Raw genomic sequence first — 15,947 nt, 5'->3', positions numbered from 1 at the left:
CCCCTTTTCTTTTATGGAAGCAATGAAAGTGGCGCTTGCTGCAGCGCCGAGTATTGCTCTTTTAACATTAAAATTTGTTCTTCCCAATATTTTTCGGTATTAAACCATGGAAAATTCATCGGAAATGCTGGATCTTGCCAGCGCCTGCACAGCCAAGCAATATAATTTATCACTCGCATAGTACGTAAAGATTCAATAAGCGCAAGTTCTTTGCTATCAAACTCAAAAAACTCTTCATAGCCAGAAAGTAACGTATCAAGCTGCAAACATTGTTGCTGACGATCACCTGATAACATCATCCATAAATCTTGAATAGCTGGCCCCATGCGACAATCATCTAAATCAACAAAATGTGGCCCTTCATCTCGCCAAAGAATATTTCCCGCATGGCAATCACCATGTAAACGAATAACATGCTCAGCTTGATATTGATCAATACACAGACTTGCAACTTGTTCTAATATGGTAAAAAACGCGATATGTAGTGTTTTAGGCACATAACCTGACGCTTTTATCGTAGTAATGGCATCAACAATAAAAGCTTCTGTAGAAATGCTTGGTCGATGTTGAAATGCTTTTTTGGCTGATATTGCATGGATCCTGCCAACAAACCGCCCCATCCATTCTAGTTGATCTAAATTATCCACCTCAAATATACGCCCTCCTCGACAAGGATATAACGCAAAATGGAACCCTTGATATTCAAATAACGACTGTCCGTCAATTTGTATCGGCGCAACGATAGGTAATTCATGTTCTTGTAATTCTAGTGCAAAATCGAGCTCTTCTTGGATTTGCACGGGCTGCCAACGTTGCGGCCGATAAAATTTAGTGACAAATTTTTCCTTCGCTTCATTGTGAAACTGATACACCCTATTCTCATAGCTGTTTAGTGGTAACAGGCCACTGTCTACCATCAAGCCTGTTGATTCAATACCATCTAAAATAAGATCTGGAGACAGTGAACTAAAATTAAATACTGACATTAACGTTTATTAAAAAAGCGAGATTCATGTTCCAATGATACTTCATCTTCATCAGAAATTAACTCAATAACAAATATAATATCTGTCATGTACTCTTCCAGTTCAAATGGATCAACCGAAAGGCTCATGGGTAGCATTTGTACGCTAGCCGCTTTAACAGTCACTTCTTTAGGCCCATGCCATTGTATATTCTCAATGCCTTTTACACTCAAGCGGTAAGTGTTATCAGTTTGCGACTTATTCAACACCTTGAGGGTATAAACATTTTCAATGTCACCATTAAAGTTTTCTTTAGCCAGCTCAGTTCGATCGCGAATAATATCTAACGATACAGGTACTCGGTGGGTAATTTCCCACATTAATAAACTCGTCATTACCAATAAAACCACCGCATAACCCACTAACTTAGAGCGAATTAAGTGTACTTTTTTACCCTCTAACTCATGTTCTGTAGTATAGCGAATTAGACCTGTATCATATTTCATCTTGGTCATTACACCGTCACAGGCGTCTACACAGGCCCCACAATTTATGCATTCATACTGCAACCCATTTCGAATGTCGATACCCGTAGGGCATACCTGAACACAAAGGTTACAATCAATACAATCACCTAGCCCTAGCTCTTTAGGGTCTTGCTTACGAGATCTGGGGCCTCTTGTTTCACCACGGTTATAATCATATGAAACTGTTAGCGTGTCCTTATCAAACATTGCTGATTGAAAACGCGCATATGGGCACATATGTAGGCACATGATTTCACGCATCCAGCCCGCGTTGCCATAGGTACACAACGCAAAAAACAGCACAACAGACACGATGACAAACGAGCTATTAAAGGTGAAAAAGTTAATAAAAACTTCTTCAACTGGGGCAAAATAGCCAACAAACGTTAAGGATGTAAGGAGTGAAAAGAATAACCAACAGCTGTGTTTAAGTGTTTTACGCCATAGCTTATTAGCGTTGAGCTTTTGACTATCGAGTTTTTTCCGCTGATTTGCCGTACCTTCTATTTTTTCTTCAAACCAAATAAAGATGAACGTCCACACTGTTTGTGGACACAAATACCCACACCACACACGACCTAGAAAAGTGGTGACGAAAAACAACAAAAAGGCACTGACAATAAATAACCAAGCAAGCAACGTTAAATCTTGCGGCCAGAGTGTTAACCCCCAAAAGGTGAAGCGCTGGTTCGCGATGTCTAATAAAATGGCTTGTTCGCCGTTGTAGGTTAACCATGGTAATACCGCAAAGAGCCCCAAGAAAAAGAAGTTCATCTTTTGTCTTAGTTGTTGGAAAAATCCCGTGACCTTTCGCACATAAATTTGATCACGAGGTTTGTATTCTTGAACCGGATCTGGGCGCTCTACTTTGATATTTTTAACTGGAATATCTAAACGATTGTTAGCGTTTTCTTGCTCTTTGTTCACAATAAGTCCTAATCTAAACGTCGAAAAAGGACAATACCGTAATTTTTATTATGCTTTTATTGGAAAAAATACGTGTATTGTTGATGCTTAATTTACTATTCTATCTGTAGGGCTATATTATACGACAAGCTATGAAGAATTTATTGATCTTAATCGTGGCAATTGCAATATTTTTGCACTTTTATCCACAACCAGAACTTGAAAAATGGTATTTAACACAGAAAGAGAATCTATTAGCGGAATTTAATGATGCAACAGATACTAAAGTGCGATTAAACCCCAGCAAAGTATATCGTGATTTAGAAAGCAAGTTAGAGCGTTTTAATGAAAGTGAGCAAGACTACTTAAAGCAAATTACCGCTACGCGCGCTTCAGTTAAAGATTTTTTTGTAGAATATTGTGAAGGAAAAAAACGTTCGCCGAAACTGCACCAAGAAAATCAAAAAACGGTATGTTCGACTATTTCCAACTATCAATCGCTGTTTTAGCCAAAACATTTGTTAAAAGGTAATAGGTTTTACAATGACCATTATGCCGTTAATTCAAATTGTGAGCGAGATGGCTTCTCGTAAGCACTATGCACATTGCTATAGAGACTTTCAATCACAACAGCAGCCTTCTCTACTTTAGCAGGTCTGAAAGGCGCTATTTCCTCTTGCGCGTTAAGTGTTTGCTGAATACGCTGATCAAAATCGTTACCAGACACTTCCTCTGCATTGTTGGATGCAAAACGATCACTGGTGTCAATAACAACACGCTCACCGCTTGTAGCATTTATTGCTGATTGCGTTATTTCGTAAAGTTCAGATTGTGCTTGTGCGATAAGCTGTGCAGCTTTATTTGCTACCCGGCTATCTTGTATAGAAGGGTTTGCTGGCGCTAATGCGGCATTATATACTTTTTGTAGCTTAGCTATTGTAGCTTGTGGATCACCTTTGATTGGTGATAAGTCTACGGATACCTCTCCTTCTACCGCATATTTTTTTCCATCAGGGCCAACTTCAAAACTATAACTTGGCGCTCCGGTATAAGCACCACCAGCCGTAGCATGTGCTTGCTCATGCGAACGCACTTCTTTATCACGATTTTGTAATTCTCGTATTAATTGTTGATCAGCAAAGTCTGGTTCAGAGGCGTTATCAGCACCGTCATCGGACGACGCTTGTTGATTATCTGGGTTATTCTTTGATGCTTGATTACCTTGCTGTGAAGAGTCTTGCTGTGAAGAGTCTCCTTGGTTTTCAGAATCACCTTTGCCATCTTCAGTGATGGTGGAGCTTTCCTTCTCAGCTTGTTTGCGCAGCTGTTCGAAATCAATTTGTTCATTGTTTTGGGCAGGTGTTCTAGCGCGTTCTCTTTCCGATGCAGCGCCTTTCTCTCTTGCCGATTGTTGAGCTGCTGCAGGTTGCGTGATAATTTCACGTTGCACATTATCACGACGCAATGCTTCCGTAGGCGGATTTGTAACCGTCGGAACAGGGATATTCGCAGTATGCGTCGTAATGTTCATTAGTTATACGCTAACATCTAGCAATGTACCAAGATTTTCATCAGCCGTCTGAATGACGTTAGCAGAGGCTTTTGCTTGATGTTCAGCTACTCGCATTTCTACAATAGATTTATTCAAATCAGCTAACTCACCTGAACCTGTATTTTGGTTCATCATGTTGTCATTTTCTTGCTGACCTAAGGTAGGCTCTTCTGGGTTGTATCCCACAGCTCTTGCTATGTCAGATGCAGCCTGATTAGCCGTTTCAGTTGCTTTTTGAAACCCTTGTAAGCCTGAATTAAATGCAGAATCAATATTCATTTACTTCTCCTTAATATCACATTTACCAATTATTCATGGTAATAAGACCGCTGATACTAGCTCAAATGCAATCTGTTTAATTATTAACCAAACAAGCCGAAATGTAAAGCGTTGCGTGGAATAAGCAGCCTTTAGTCGGTACGTTCTAATACCGTTAATTTGTTACGTTTACTAACCATGTTTGTAGCTGGTCAGTAAACGACGATAACTCACTAATAAAGGGTGCATGCGATGATTGTTCAAAAATAACTTGCTCACTGGTTGGTGCTAATCTGGCAATATTAGCTATCACCTCTTTGGGGACTAACCCGTCAAGTTTGCCATACATTCGTAAATACGGACATTTAATGCTAACTAACTGATTGCGCTGATCAGTTGTTTCTAACAAGGTTAAAGAATGCATTAGCGTGTTTTTATTCGCCATAGGGTATTGCATAATTAATGCGCGAATTCGTTTGATATCTTGTCGAATATGCGGACTACCCATGGCTTGGATTTTTAAAAAGTTGTCAATTGTTTTCTGTGTATCTTTTGCTAATTGGCGATGAAAGTTTGTTAGCACTGCGGGTTGAATTCCTCGCCAATTATCTTGCTGTAAAAAACATGGCGTACTCGCTACATTCACTAAACCGGTTACAAGGCTGGGATATTCAAGCGCAATTTGATTGGCAACTAAACCACCAAGCGACCAACCCACATATACAGCGGGTTCATTAATAGTTTGACAGATTTTTCCAGCGATAGTGGTTAGTGAATATGGCGAACACAACTGTTGATGGTTTTCTCCATAGCCAGGTAAATCAACAGTGATAATACGAAATTTATCCGCTAACTTTTCTGCCAATGGTTGCCAAACCCCTGCATTTAACCCCCAACCATGAATGAATACGATGGGTACACCCTGTTTTTGACTCGCAAAATCTGATTTATTTGCCATGCTTTTAGCGTAAGCCCTTAACGGTTAAAGGGCATAGTTTACTTAAAGACATGGTTAAATGGAATTTTTACAGCATTACAATAACAGCATTATCGATCGTTGCGTGCAGCGTTATCAGCAGCTTTTGCTCACGCTTGGTAGCTGTGATTTATGTCATCAACAGCCTGTTACTATCCCCTTACTTTGTCATCATTGTGTCAATGATTTACCCTTATTTAATTACACGTTATCCGGAACAGATTTATTAAATTGGCCGGCAATCGATCGTTTATTTCCTAAACGCGATTTTGATCAACTTGTGTGTGTAGCTCCGTATGTTTTTCCGTTCAACCAATGGCTACCGCAACTTAAATTTCATAATAGATTCGAATTAAGCAAACTGTTAGCAAAACTGCTCATCACTACTAATAATATTTGCCAAATCGTTTCACAAGAAACCACCTTGTTAGTCGTACCAAGTCATATTAAAAAATGGCAGCAACGCGGCTATAATCAAAGTCATTTAATTGCTCGGCAATTTGCCAAACACATTGGCTGTCAATATTTACCCCATGCTTTATGTAGAGTAGAGCAACAAAAGAGTCAGGTAGGATATTCAGGTAAAGAGCGACGACGTTTAATGGCGCAAGATTTTATGTTAAATGAAGAAATTTCGTTGCCTAAACATATCGTTTTATTTGATGATGTTGTAACAACTGGCTCTACCGTAAACACAATAAGCCAGTTGTTAAAGCAACATGGAGTTCAGTCAATTACCGTCTTGGCAATCAGCCTCTCTTTACCTAAACATTAATGTGCTGAAGCACTAAATGCTTTTGAAAAGAACAAGCTATTCGAGATCAATCGGGCACTTCCCATCCAATAACCTCGAAAAGCCATTACATTTGGTGTAGCAATAACACGCCCACGCCCTACATTATGAGCAACTAATGCTGGAGTACGTGCAATTTTATTGACTAAATTTTTATCGGTATAACCGCTTAATAACGGTGTAGGAGTGTAACTTGCCACCGTATTAAATACTGCGCCTGCTTGTTCCATAATTAGCGTACTGTTTTTAAATAACGGCAAACCTTCATTATTAAAACCGTAAGTTAATGGGTGACTTAAATCTAATGTTGATTGAAAGATCGCACCTGCTATACGTTTACGTGCCGATAAACTTTCTTTATCTTGATAAGTTAAGCCATCGGTAGTAAATAAATCATTTATCACGCTTTTCTTAACCATTTTCACTTTCAATATTTCTTCTTCAGCTAACCATTGAGCAGCGCGCTTTTGAGCAAAAACGGTACCGCCATTCGTTAGCCAGCGCTTGAAGCTTTCAACAAACTTCTTACTTAAACCTTTATAGTTTCCATCAACTAACAAGATGTGCGTGTAATCCGAAAGGTCAATTCTTGATAGGCGTGCTTGTTCTACAACCGTTAAAGGAATGTTTAACATGTCATCAATATAAAAGCGTAACTCAGCAGCTTCGTATTGTGAGCTTCCCTTGCCTCCAACTAATAAAGGCTTAACCGGTGATAACGCATGCATTGAGCGAGAACCTAAATCAATACCTTGAATAGTCAGCCCAGTATCAATATTGAACATTTCAATACCAGTATCTTCACTAAGCTGGGCAACAAGATCTCGCCATTGGTTAGCCTGTTGAATTCCTGCAGGAATAACGATGGTACCTGGTGAAAACTGCACTACCTTACCATTAATTGTTGAAGCGAACGGTTTCGTTGCTACTCGCGTCTTAATATTGTTGGTTAATAAATTATTAAGCAGCTTAGCTGAATACATATGGTGCCATTCAAAGGCATAGGCATAAGCATTTGGATCAACGGGCTTAACGGTACGTTGTGTTTGTTGCCACGTATTTTCTGCTAATGATAGGCCTCTGCTTCGTTTAACCGGTGCAAAGTCGATATCCATGGCTAGTGGCATAGTCCAACCAGAGACATCATAAAAGGTATTGTCTTGGAAATTAGTGCCTTGACTGAACAATGCTTGGATAACACGATATTGCTTTTGTGCTAGCGGCACATAGAAACTTGCATTTTTCGCATAGGTTGTATCATCAAGACGATAATCTTTTGTTAGCGGATAAACATCTATTTGATGTAAAGCTAATTTATCTAGAAAATGATTTAAACGCTGCGTATCGTGCGCTTCTGAAATTATATAGCCATTAATTTTTTCATCTTTAGCGGCTTGCATTGCTTCGTCATAAAATTTTGCACGATATTTTCTAAAAGTATCTCTGCTCTCCCATGCACCTTGAATCGTAGACAAAGAAGTTAACACTTGATTTTTAACGCCATACTCAAAGGTTAATAAGCCATTTATGCTCTGTTGTTGGTAACCTCGGCTACTAGCTTGTTCAAATAAAATGCCAACGCCACCGTTAATATCAGGATACGTTGAGCCTTTGCCATAATAGAAATCATCAAAGTTTTCTTGGCTGTAATAAAGTCTATTTTCAGCGTCTAAGGCAGCACTGTGGAAGGTCGCCATTAATTGGGTCAGTTCTGTATTACGCTTTGGTGTCAGAGGGTGTGTTCTTGTTGGAATACCCGGCTGAAAGAAAAAACTACTGTTTGCCCCCATTTCATGGAAATCGCCTAGCACATGAGGTTGATACTGGTGAAAATATGGAATACGGTTGCGGCTTTCTTTTTGCGACAATAACAACCAATCACGGTTTAAATCAAAACCGAAATGGTTAGTTCTACCAGAACGCCAATCTTGGTGATGTTCAATATGATTAGGATCAGCGTTTGGTGTTGTGCCACGGTGCATATTCACCCAATTTGTAAACCTGTCCATACCATCAGGGTTCATGCTTGGCTCTAATACAATCACTGTATCAGCAAGCATATCTTTAACCGCTTTATTTTGACTAGCCGCTAAATAATACGCCACGGCTAACGATGCATTAGCACCACTAATTTCGTCGCCGTGTACTGAATAACCTAACCAGACAACTACCGGATCATTTTCACTATCACCTTTAGTTTTTTGTTGTAACAATGAAGGCAGGTTTTTTAAATTTTCTTCCGATGAAATTGTCACTAACACCTGACGGCGCATTTCTTGGGTAAAACCAATATCAGTAAGTAGTACTCGGCTAGATTGTTCCGCTACTTTTTCCATGTATTGCACCAATTGATCATGACGAATATGACGCTCGCCCAATTCAAATCCTAAGTGCTTTTCTGGCGTTTCAATCTCTTCCAAAAAAATATGATTCGGTAAGTAGTCAGTAATTTTCTTTGCATGTACGGCAACGCTAAAACATGTAACCAGCACGGCAAGTAATAAGATTTGAATGCGCATTGTAGATAAATTCCCATAATTTTTGACTTCAACAACATAACAAACTCTTCTACGCCCATCCAGTTCATAGCGCCAAAAAGCCTTGATCGTTATCTCTTTTTTAACTCTATTTTTAATTTCATCGATGAAAATATTACCGACAAATAAAACACCACTGGAAGATCGCGTCTATCAAGAGTAAAATGGTGTCATACTTGACTAAATTACTCAGGTATACCGCTATTTCGTTTTCCAATTAGTAAGAGTGTACAAAGATTATGATCACCATTTCAGAAAATGCTCAAGCACATTTCGTTAAACTGCTAGAACAACAAGCTGAAGGCACGAGTATTCGTGTATTTGTTGTTAACCCAGGAACTGCCAGCGCAGAATGTGGTGTCTCATATTGTCCTGCTGATGCAGTAGAGCCTGAAGATATTAAGATGACGTTTGAAGGTTTTTCAGCTTACATTGACGCAGACAGCAAACCTTTTTTAGAAGACGCCGAAATTGATTTCGTTTCTGACCAAATGGGCTCGCAACTTACGTTAAAAGCACCTAACGCTAAGTTACGAAAGGTAGATGACGATGCTCCTCTTTTCGACCGAATTGATTATTTTATTAAAGCAGAAGTAAATCCTCAATTAGCAGGCCATGGCGGTGAATGTACGTTAATGGAAATTACCGACGACGGTTATGCCGTATTACAATTTGGCGGTGGCTGTAATGGTTGTAGTCAAATTGACGTTACGGTAAAAGACGGCATTGAAAAACAGTTAATTGACATGATGGGTGATGAAATTAAAGGGGTTAAAGATATGACAGAGCACGAAAGAGGCGAACACTCTTACTACTAAGTATTTATCTACCCCAGTTAGGATCTGTTGATCTTTTGAGATTAAATTTTGTTTGAACTAAACACTGAAGATCAACAGACTCTATTAGCCGAGTACAAGACACTCGGCTTTTTTATGGCTGAAGGTAACGAGCACCTTTGCGATGGTAATCAATAGCTAATGCGATTCCTCTTGCTGCCATAAAGAGTGTAAAAGCGAACCATAAGCCATGATTTCCCAAGTGTTGGAAAATGAACCAGCTAGGAAAAAACACACCAAAAGTAGAAAACACCATACTATTACGCATAGTTTTTGCTTGTGTTAGTCCAATATAAATACCGTCATATAAATAGCTCCAACAAGCCACTATGGGTAAAATAATAATCCAGCCAATAAACTGCTCAGCAAAGTTAACCACCGGCTCTATGTTTGAAATAAGACGGATCATCCAATGACCCGCGACAAAAAACACTAAACTATAAGCCAAAGCAAAGATTAACGTCCAGAGTAAGCTCATTTTCACCACATCATTTAGCATGTTTGGTTTATGTGCGCCTTTTGCCTTACCGACTAAGACTTCTGCTGCATTCGCTATACCGTCTAAACCAAACGAGATAAATAATAAAAAGTTCATCAAAATTGCATTAGCGGCAACAACATTGTCGCCTAATCGTGCGCCTTGAAAGGTAATAAAAACAAAACAAGCTTGTAAAGATAAAGTACGTATTAAAATATCTCGATTTAGCGCTAGATATTGCTTTAAGGTTACCAAAGATAAATATTGAGAAACTATCTGCCAAGTAAGCTGACGCCAATAAGCTTTTTGATAATAGAATACGATAACCGCAGCAATGAGTAAGGATGAATATTCAGCGATTAGTGTCGCGTAAGCAATGCCCTTCACTTGCCAGTCAAAAACCACCACGAATAACAAATCGAGCAGTAAATTAATCACATTTGTGATGATCAACAGCCACATCACCGCTTTAGCTTGATGGTTACCTAGAAGCCATCCTATCAATACTAGGTTGACCAAGGCTGCTGGCAAGCCCCAAATTCTAATCTCTGCGTATTCTCGCGCATAATATGCAACTTGATCACTTGCGCCGGCAAGTTCAATCGCTAATGAAATATACACTTGTTGAAAAAGTAGCACCACTAACGCTATCGCAATAGCTAACACCACACCTTTAACTAAAACTTTACAGCTTTGCGCAACGTCTTGTTTACCATACGCTTGAGCAGAAAGGCCCGTAGTAGACATGCGAAGGAAGCCACACAGCCAAGTGATCACAGTAACTATCATCGCCCCAACAGAGCTACCGCCAAGAAAATAAGCATGAGATAAGTGTCCAATAACAGCCGTGTCTACTAAGCCTAACAATGGCACAGTAATATTAGACAGAATCATAGGGATCGCTAACGCAAAAAGTTGGCGGTGGGTAACGGTTGTCATATCAATTAATCGAAAGGTAAAAAGTAAAAGTTATAAACAATAGGTATTCAGTTCTAGACACAGGAAAGATGATGCTAAACTATATCAGTAATTCACCAATAGGTAAGCTAATTATATGAAATCATTTACCTCAATGTTGTTAGGGCTGCTCGCAACTTGTTTATTTACGTACTCTACTAATGCAAGCGTTATTTTACAATATCACCACGTTAGTGACGATACACCGAAAAGCACCAGCATTTCGCCACAACAGTTTGCTAAACATATGCAATATTTAGCTGACAACGACTTTACCGTGCTTCCGCTAAACGAAGTTGTTGATGCGATAAAACAACAGCAACCTTTACCGAACAAAAGTGTTGTTATCACCTTTGATGATGCTTATTTAAACATTTTAGAAAATGCTAAACCCATTCTCGATCAACATCAATTTCCGTTTACTATTTTTATTAATCCGGGCATTGTTGATCAAGGCTCGGCACATTATTTATCGTGGTCACAGTTAAAAGCAATGGCAGATGATGGCGTAATGATTGCCAATCATGGCTTTGAACATGAATCATGGACGCGCGTTCCAAAAGACGCGAACTTCAATACCTGGCTCGCTCAGAAAATTGCTTTACTCAAAAAAGCAGAAGCGAAAATAAAAACTGAAACAGGGCAGTCTTGGCAATATTTTGCGTATCCTTACGGTGAATTTTCTCCACGCATTCAACAACTGCTAGAGCAAAATCAATTTATAGCTTTCTCGCAACAAAGTGGCGCTGTTGGGCAAAATACTGATTTAACCAGCATACCGAGGTTTCCGGCTTCGCAACCATACGATAAGTTATCTAGCTTAAAAGATAAATTACACTCTCTTCCACTCTCGGTAACATTGTCTGATCAAGATGCACAAACCATTTACACCAGAGGTGCATTGAAAAAGGTCACGATGACGATTAATAGCGATGATATTCGAACTGAGCAACTTAATTGTTATGTCACCAGTGTTGGCAAGCAGCCCGTTAAATGGTTAGATGACAAACAATTGTCAATTACCTTTACCGAAACGTTGCCCAGTGGCAGAGTACGTAGTAACTGTACTGCGCCAAGTATTAGTCAACCTGGTCGTTACTACTGGTATTCTAAACCGTGGTTTATTTTAAACGAAGATGGCAGTTGGTATCCTCATTAATACCATTTCACTCAGAAATTAAATACTTGGTGGTTTACCAAAAATCGTAGTGTAAGCCACCTAGATTAGCTTTGACACTCGTTTAACACTAGCCTTCGAGTTCTACGATTTTAGCGAAGTCGCTCACTAATTCATCTCCAGAGATAATCGGCACTTGTCCTAGCTCATGCTTAGGTTTAAATATTGCCGCGATTTTACCTTGAGGATTAATTAACACTATTGAAGCGCTATGATCGACTAAATAACTTGAACTTTGTGCTTCATCTGAAATGGCATACATTAAGCCTAAATTTCGGGCAAATGGAAATAACGAAGCGTGATCCGCGGTTAGCGCAATAAATTCTTGATTAAAATAAGCAATATATTTCGCTAAACGTTCTGCTGAGTCACGCTGCGGGTCAACAGACACTAATATTACCTGAGTATTATCAGCAACAGCTTTTAAATCATCATAACGAAAATTAAGCTCTTGTAGCGTTGTTGGACAAACATCAGGGCAGGAAGTATAGCCAAAAAACACCCAAGACCATTTATTTTCTAATTGTGTATTACTAAATTGTTCACCGGTGTGTTTAGTCATTGTAAACGGTTGAATAACGCGTGGGGTTTGATAATACAATGAAAATTCAGGCTGAACCTTATTAAACGCTGATTTATAAATAAATATACCGCTAACCAGCGCGATAACTGCCACAATAACAACCAATAACTTATTCACAACAATGCCCTTACGCTAAACCGGTAACAGGTAGTGATCTACCAATAAGATAATAAATAATAACATTAAGTGGATGATAGAAAATTTAAAAGTATCCATTGCCGTATTATCATCGGCATTAAATTTTAATTTCCATGCATACACAAAAAATATCAAGTTAAGTACTATGGCCCCGACTAGATACAACCAATTGCTCATGCCAACAAGATAAGGTAGAAGACCAACAACAAACAATAAAATGGTGTACAACAATATCTGGGTTTTAGTAAAGCTGATGCCATGCGTTACCGGCAACATTGGAATATTTACTTTGGCATAATCATCTTTACGATGAATAGCTAGTGCCCAAAAATGCGGTGGTGTCCAGGTAAAAATTAGCAACACTAATAATAATGCATGTGGGTGAATTTCATTGGTTACCGCTGTCCAGCCAAGTAAAGGTGGAATAGCACCAGCAAGCCCGCCAATAGTTATGTTTTGTGGCGTTGCACGTTTTAAATACATCGTATAAACAAAGCTATAACCCACAAGCCCTGACAGCGTTAACCAAGCCGTTAAAGGATTGACTAAGAAATACAGCATTACAAAACCAGCCAATGCCAAAAGCGCTGCAAAAATAGTGGCTTGTGTCGTCGTTAATCGGCCAGTAGCAACAGGTCGATTATGTGTCCGTGCCATTACGCTGTCTATTCTTTCATCAACAATATGATTAATTGCCGCTGCTGCAGAAGATAAAAAGCCAATGCCAATGATAGAGGGGATTAAAACTTGCCATGGAATTGCCCCCGGTACAGACAAACACATACCAACAAGCGCAGTAAGTACTAACAACGCAACAACACGAGGCTTGGTAATTTCATAATAATCTCGCCACGACGCCGATGTAGTACGCTCAATGGCATTTTGTGCTGATGTCATATTACTCTCCCCTACGTTTTCCGTTTTAAGCTGTATGTCAGCAAAATCAACATTAACATTAGGCAAGCAGCCACAACATTATGACTCACTGCAATAAACAATGGTAATGACAAGACAATATTACTGACACCTAACCCTATTTGCAGCAGTAATGTTGCCAATAAGCCAAGCGCACAACGTTTAAAAAATTGACTTTGCGCTTTGGTAAAAATAGCAAAAACTAGCCATAATAAATACACACTAACAAGAATAGCACCAAAGCGATGCATAACATGTATAGTCACTCTTTCATCATGCTGTAAATGACCAAACTCATAACTTTCTCGTTCCGGTGGAATTAAGTCAAACGAGTTTTCAAAGGTTAACTCCTCAGTCCAATTTCCCTGACATATAGGTAATTCTGTGCACACTAATGCCGCATAATTAGACGATGTCCAACCTCCTAAAGCTATTTGACCTGTCAGTAATACCAAGCCAATAATGCCATAACGGGCATACTTTCTAATGGCAGGATCACCACCAGGTACACGATAGGGTTTTAACCGTAAATACAGTAAGAACAACAAGCACAGCGTCGTAAAGCCACCGATTAAATGTCCCATCACCACAATCGGCATTAACTTCATGGTGACAGTCCACATACCAAGCGCTGCTTGAAAAATAACTACACATAATATAAACAACGGTAAAAAGACTGGCGCGCCTGCATTTCTCGCTCTAAAACTTAACAATGCAATAGCCAGAATAAATAACCCTAATGTGCCGGCAAAATAGCGATGGATCATTTCATTCCATGCTTTATGGGGTTCGACAGGACGGTCTGGAAAGGCAAGTTCAGCTTTCGCGATTTGTGCTTCAGTTTTCGGTACATCTAAATGTCCATAACAACCAGGCCAATCAGGGCAGCCAAGTCCAGCATGTGTTAATCGGGTATAAGCACCTAAGCTCACGACCAATATTGCTAACAAAATGCTGATAAAAACAAGCTTTCGAATAGTAACAATATTTTTATCTTGCATAGCGTTACCCCACTCTCGAATATTTTAAAAGCTTTTTCATATCAGCAAGTAACTTTTTACCCATTGACACTATCTCGCTATCTTCGGTAGGTGTTAAATGCTTCACAACCAAATTTCCTAGCGGGTCAACAATAACCAAATCGCCTTCACTTAGCTCTGATGCAGCTTCGCTTGTTAACGTCCAATTTTGCCATTTATGGTGAGTCAGTTTATCGCGGTGATTGTCAAAAAATACGCTGTCGGTAAGTATGATAGGCGTTACTCGTGGAATTTCTTTCCCTAACAAGACATATGTACTATTAATCGTGGTTAACGCATGTTGGCAAACTTGTTGACAACTTTTATTCGGATAATACAGTAGCAACCATTGTTCTTTGATTGTTTCTTGGTCTATCGCTAAATCAGTTAACGACTTTTCCGATGAAAATAATTGCCCGTAATTGGTGACACCTGAATCAAACCATTGAAAGTGTAAGGCTAATTTTGCAAGTATTACAGGCAAAGCAAATACTACTATTACAATGATAAACGCTTGTCTTGCTCGGTTATTTTTTACGACTGACATTGGGATCCTTGTTATTATTATTGTCGATTTTATTGTTATAAAACCAAATACTGGCACTTAGCATTAATACAAGCCAAGCAAATGCTAACGAAAACCACTGAAAAGCATAACCACGATGTTTTTCAGGTGGCATCACGATAGGCTGCCAGTTTTTTTCAAATCCTATGCTCTCTGTTTTATCTAAGTAAATGACAAAGGGCAACAGTTTTTGACCAATTAATTGTGAAAATTTATTCAAATTGACTTGTTGAGCAATTAACGGCCAACTAACGTTTGAAAAATCTTGCGCCGATAAAATAAAACCAGACTCAAGGATTCTGATATGCCCACTGATATTATGAGTTCCCTCTACAGGGTTAACTGTTGGTAATGTTTGCCTGCTTCTATCACCTTTTATCCAGCCTAAGTTCACTAACACGCTACCATATTCGTTAGTTAAAACTTGTAAAACTCGATAACCCACTTGTCCCTGATGGGTTTGATTGTCATGCAGAAAAATATGTTTACTATCAAAGCGACCAGCAACGGCTACCGGTAAATCATTAATATTTTCATCAGCTATCAGTGATAATATGTTGGTCAACGAGTACTGTTCTTTGTGCTGTATGTCAGCGATACGCGCGATACGTTGTTCTTTTTCAATCGCTCTTGATACCTGCCACAACCCAAGCTTGATTAATCCGATAAAGACTAGCAACGTTAAAATGACCAATAGCCAATTTAACTGATATAAATAATCTTTTAATTTTGCTACCTTCATACAACACCGATAGTTAATTAAAT

At 39.1% G+C, this 15,947-nt stretch carries 16 protein-coding genes; 4 read left to right on the top strand and 12 right to left on the bottom strand.

Features of this window, described 5'->3' with window-relative positions; genetic code table 11:
- Positions 1-11: 11 nt before the first annotated feature.
- Both Q4489_RS00425 and ccoG read right to left on the bottom strand, forming a co-directional pair.
- On the bottom strand, positions 12-986 hold the full coding sequence (locus tag Q4489_RS00425; RefSeq protein ID WP_303475608.1) for a serine/threonine protein kinase: 975 nt from the start codon (positions 984-986) through the stop codon (positions 12-14).
- A complete protein-coding gene (gene ccoG, locus Q4489_RS00420) occupies positions 986-2,419 on the bottom strand; it encodes a cytochrome c oxidase accessory protein CcoG (protein WP_303475605.1) in 1,434 nt (477 codons plus the stop codon). Before ccoG ends, Q4489_RS00425 begins: the two co-directional genes overlap by 1 nt.
- Before the next feature lie 131 nt (positions 2,420-2,550).
- Here ccoG and Q4489_RS00415 point away from each other — a divergent pair, with 131 nt between their 5' ends.
- On the top strand, positions 2,551-2,907 hold the full coding sequence (locus Q4489_RS00415; protein ID WP_303475603.1) for a hypothetical protein: 357 nt from the start codon (positions 2,551-2,553) through the stop codon (positions 2,905-2,907).
- A 41-nt stretch (positions 2,908-2,948) separates the two neighbouring features.
- On the opposite strand, the gene Q4489_RS00410 is transcribed toward Q4489_RS00415, so the two are convergent.
- The 3 genes from Q4489_RS00410 to bioH all read right to left on the bottom strand — a co-directional run bounded on the left by Q4489_RS00410 (position 2,949) and on the right by bioH (position 5,166).
- Complete coding sequence (locus Q4489_RS00410; protein ID WP_303475601.1) at positions 2,949-3,929, bottom strand: putative metalloprotease CJM1_0395 family protein; 981 nt, start codon at positions 3,927-3,929, stop codon at positions 2,949-2,951.
- A gap of 3 nt (positions 3,930-3,932) precedes the next feature.
- Positions 3,933-4,229: a hypothetical protein gene (locus Q4489_RS00405; RefSeq protein WP_074497496.1), complete on the bottom strand. Its 297-nt coding sequence runs from the start codon at positions 4,227-4,229 to the stop codon at positions 3,933-3,935.
- A gap of 154 nt (positions 4,230-4,383) precedes the next feature.
- Positions 4,384-5,166: a pimeloyl-ACP methyl ester esterase BioH gene (bioH, locus tag Q4489_RS00400; protein WP_303475598.1), complete on the bottom strand. Its 783-nt coding sequence runs from the start codon at positions 5,164-5,166 to the stop codon at positions 4,384-4,386.
- Positions 5,167-5,224: 58 nt separating this feature from the next.
- On the opposite strand from bioH, the gene Q4489_RS00395 reads away from it, so the two are divergent.
- The gene (locus Q4489_RS00395) at positions 5,225-5,959 is read left to right on the top strand and encodes a ComF family protein (RefSeq protein WP_303475595.1); all 735 of its coding nucleotides are present in this window, start codon (positions 5,225-5,227) and stop codon (positions 5,957-5,959) included.
- On the opposite strand, the gene Q4489_RS00390 is transcribed toward Q4489_RS00395, so the two are convergent.
- On the bottom strand, positions 5,956-8,496 hold the full coding sequence (locus Q4489_RS00390) for a M14 family zinc carboxypeptidase (RefSeq protein WP_303475591.1): 2,541 nt from the start codon (positions 8,494-8,496) through the stop codon (positions 5,956-5,958). The two genes, Q4489_RS00395 and Q4489_RS00390, sit on opposite strands and share 4 nt — an antisense overlap.
- 257 nt (positions 8,497-8,753) lie before the next feature.
- Between Q4489_RS00390 and nfuA the strand changes: the two genes are divergently transcribed.
- Complete coding sequence (gene nfuA, locus Q4489_RS00385; RefSeq protein ID WP_303475588.1) at positions 8,754-9,332, top strand: Fe-S biogenesis protein NfuA; 579 nt, start codon at positions 8,754-8,756, stop codon at positions 9,330-9,332.
- Between the two features lie 112 nt (positions 9,333-9,444).
- Here the strand turns inward: nfuA and Q4489_RS00380 are convergent, their stop codons facing one another.
- Positions 9,445-10,767 (bottom strand): MATE family efflux transporter, encoded by a 1,323-nt coding sequence (locus Q4489_RS00380; RefSeq protein ID WP_303475586.1) that lies wholly within the window; start codon positions 10,765-10,767, stop codon positions 9,445-9,447.
- A gap of 115 nt (positions 10,768-10,882) precedes the next feature.
- Here Q4489_RS00380 and Q4489_RS00375 point away from each other — a divergent pair, with 115 nt between their 5' ends.
- Positions 10,883-11,944: a polysaccharide deacetylase family protein gene (locus tag Q4489_RS00375; RefSeq protein ID WP_303475584.1), complete on the top strand. Its 1,062-nt coding sequence runs from the start codon at positions 10,883-10,885 to the stop codon at positions 11,942-11,944.
- An 88-nt stretch (positions 11,945-12,032) separates the two neighbouring features.
- Here Q4489_RS00375 and Q4489_RS00370 read toward each other — a convergent pair whose 3' ends face one another.
- From Q4489_RS00370 to Q4489_RS00350, 5 genes are read right to left on the bottom strand one after another with little or no spacing between them, the layout of a single operon-like run.
- A complete protein-coding gene (locus tag Q4489_RS00370; protein ID WP_303475581.1) occupies positions 12,033-12,662 on the bottom strand; it encodes an SCO family protein in 630 nt (209 codons plus the stop codon).
- A gap of 15 nt (positions 12,663-12,677) precedes the next feature.
- Complete coding sequence (cyoE, locus tag Q4489_RS00365) at positions 12,678-13,580, bottom strand: heme o synthase (RefSeq protein WP_074497466.1); 903 nt, start codon at positions 13,578-13,580, stop codon at positions 12,678-12,680.
- Between the two features lie 11 nt (positions 13,581-13,591).
- Positions 13,592-14,599: a heme A synthase gene (locus tag Q4489_RS00360; RefSeq protein ID WP_303475578.1), complete on the bottom strand. Its 1,008-nt coding sequence runs from the start codon at positions 14,597-14,599 to the stop codon at positions 13,592-13,594.
- Between the two features lie 4 nt (positions 14,600-14,603).
- A complete protein-coding gene (locus Q4489_RS00355; RefSeq protein WP_303475576.1) occupies positions 14,604-15,164 on the bottom strand; it encodes a hypothetical protein in 561 nt (186 codons plus the stop codon).
- On the bottom strand, positions 15,145-15,924 hold the full coding sequence (locus Q4489_RS00350; RefSeq protein WP_303475573.1) for an SURF1 family protein: 780 nt from the start codon (positions 15,922-15,924) through the stop codon (positions 15,145-15,147). The genes Q4489_RS00355 and Q4489_RS00350 overlap by 20 nt, the downstream gene beginning before the upstream one ends.
- Between the last annotated feature and the right edge of the window lie 23 nt (positions 15,925-15,947).

The sequence above is a fragment of the Thalassotalea sp. 1_MG-2023 genome, from assembly GCF_030546745.1.
In the GTDB taxonomy this organism is placed as follows: Bacteria; Pseudomonadota; Gammaproteobacteria; order Enterobacterales; family Alteromonadaceae; genus Thalassotalea_C.
This window is presented reverse-complemented; position numbering and strand designations above follow the sequence as displayed.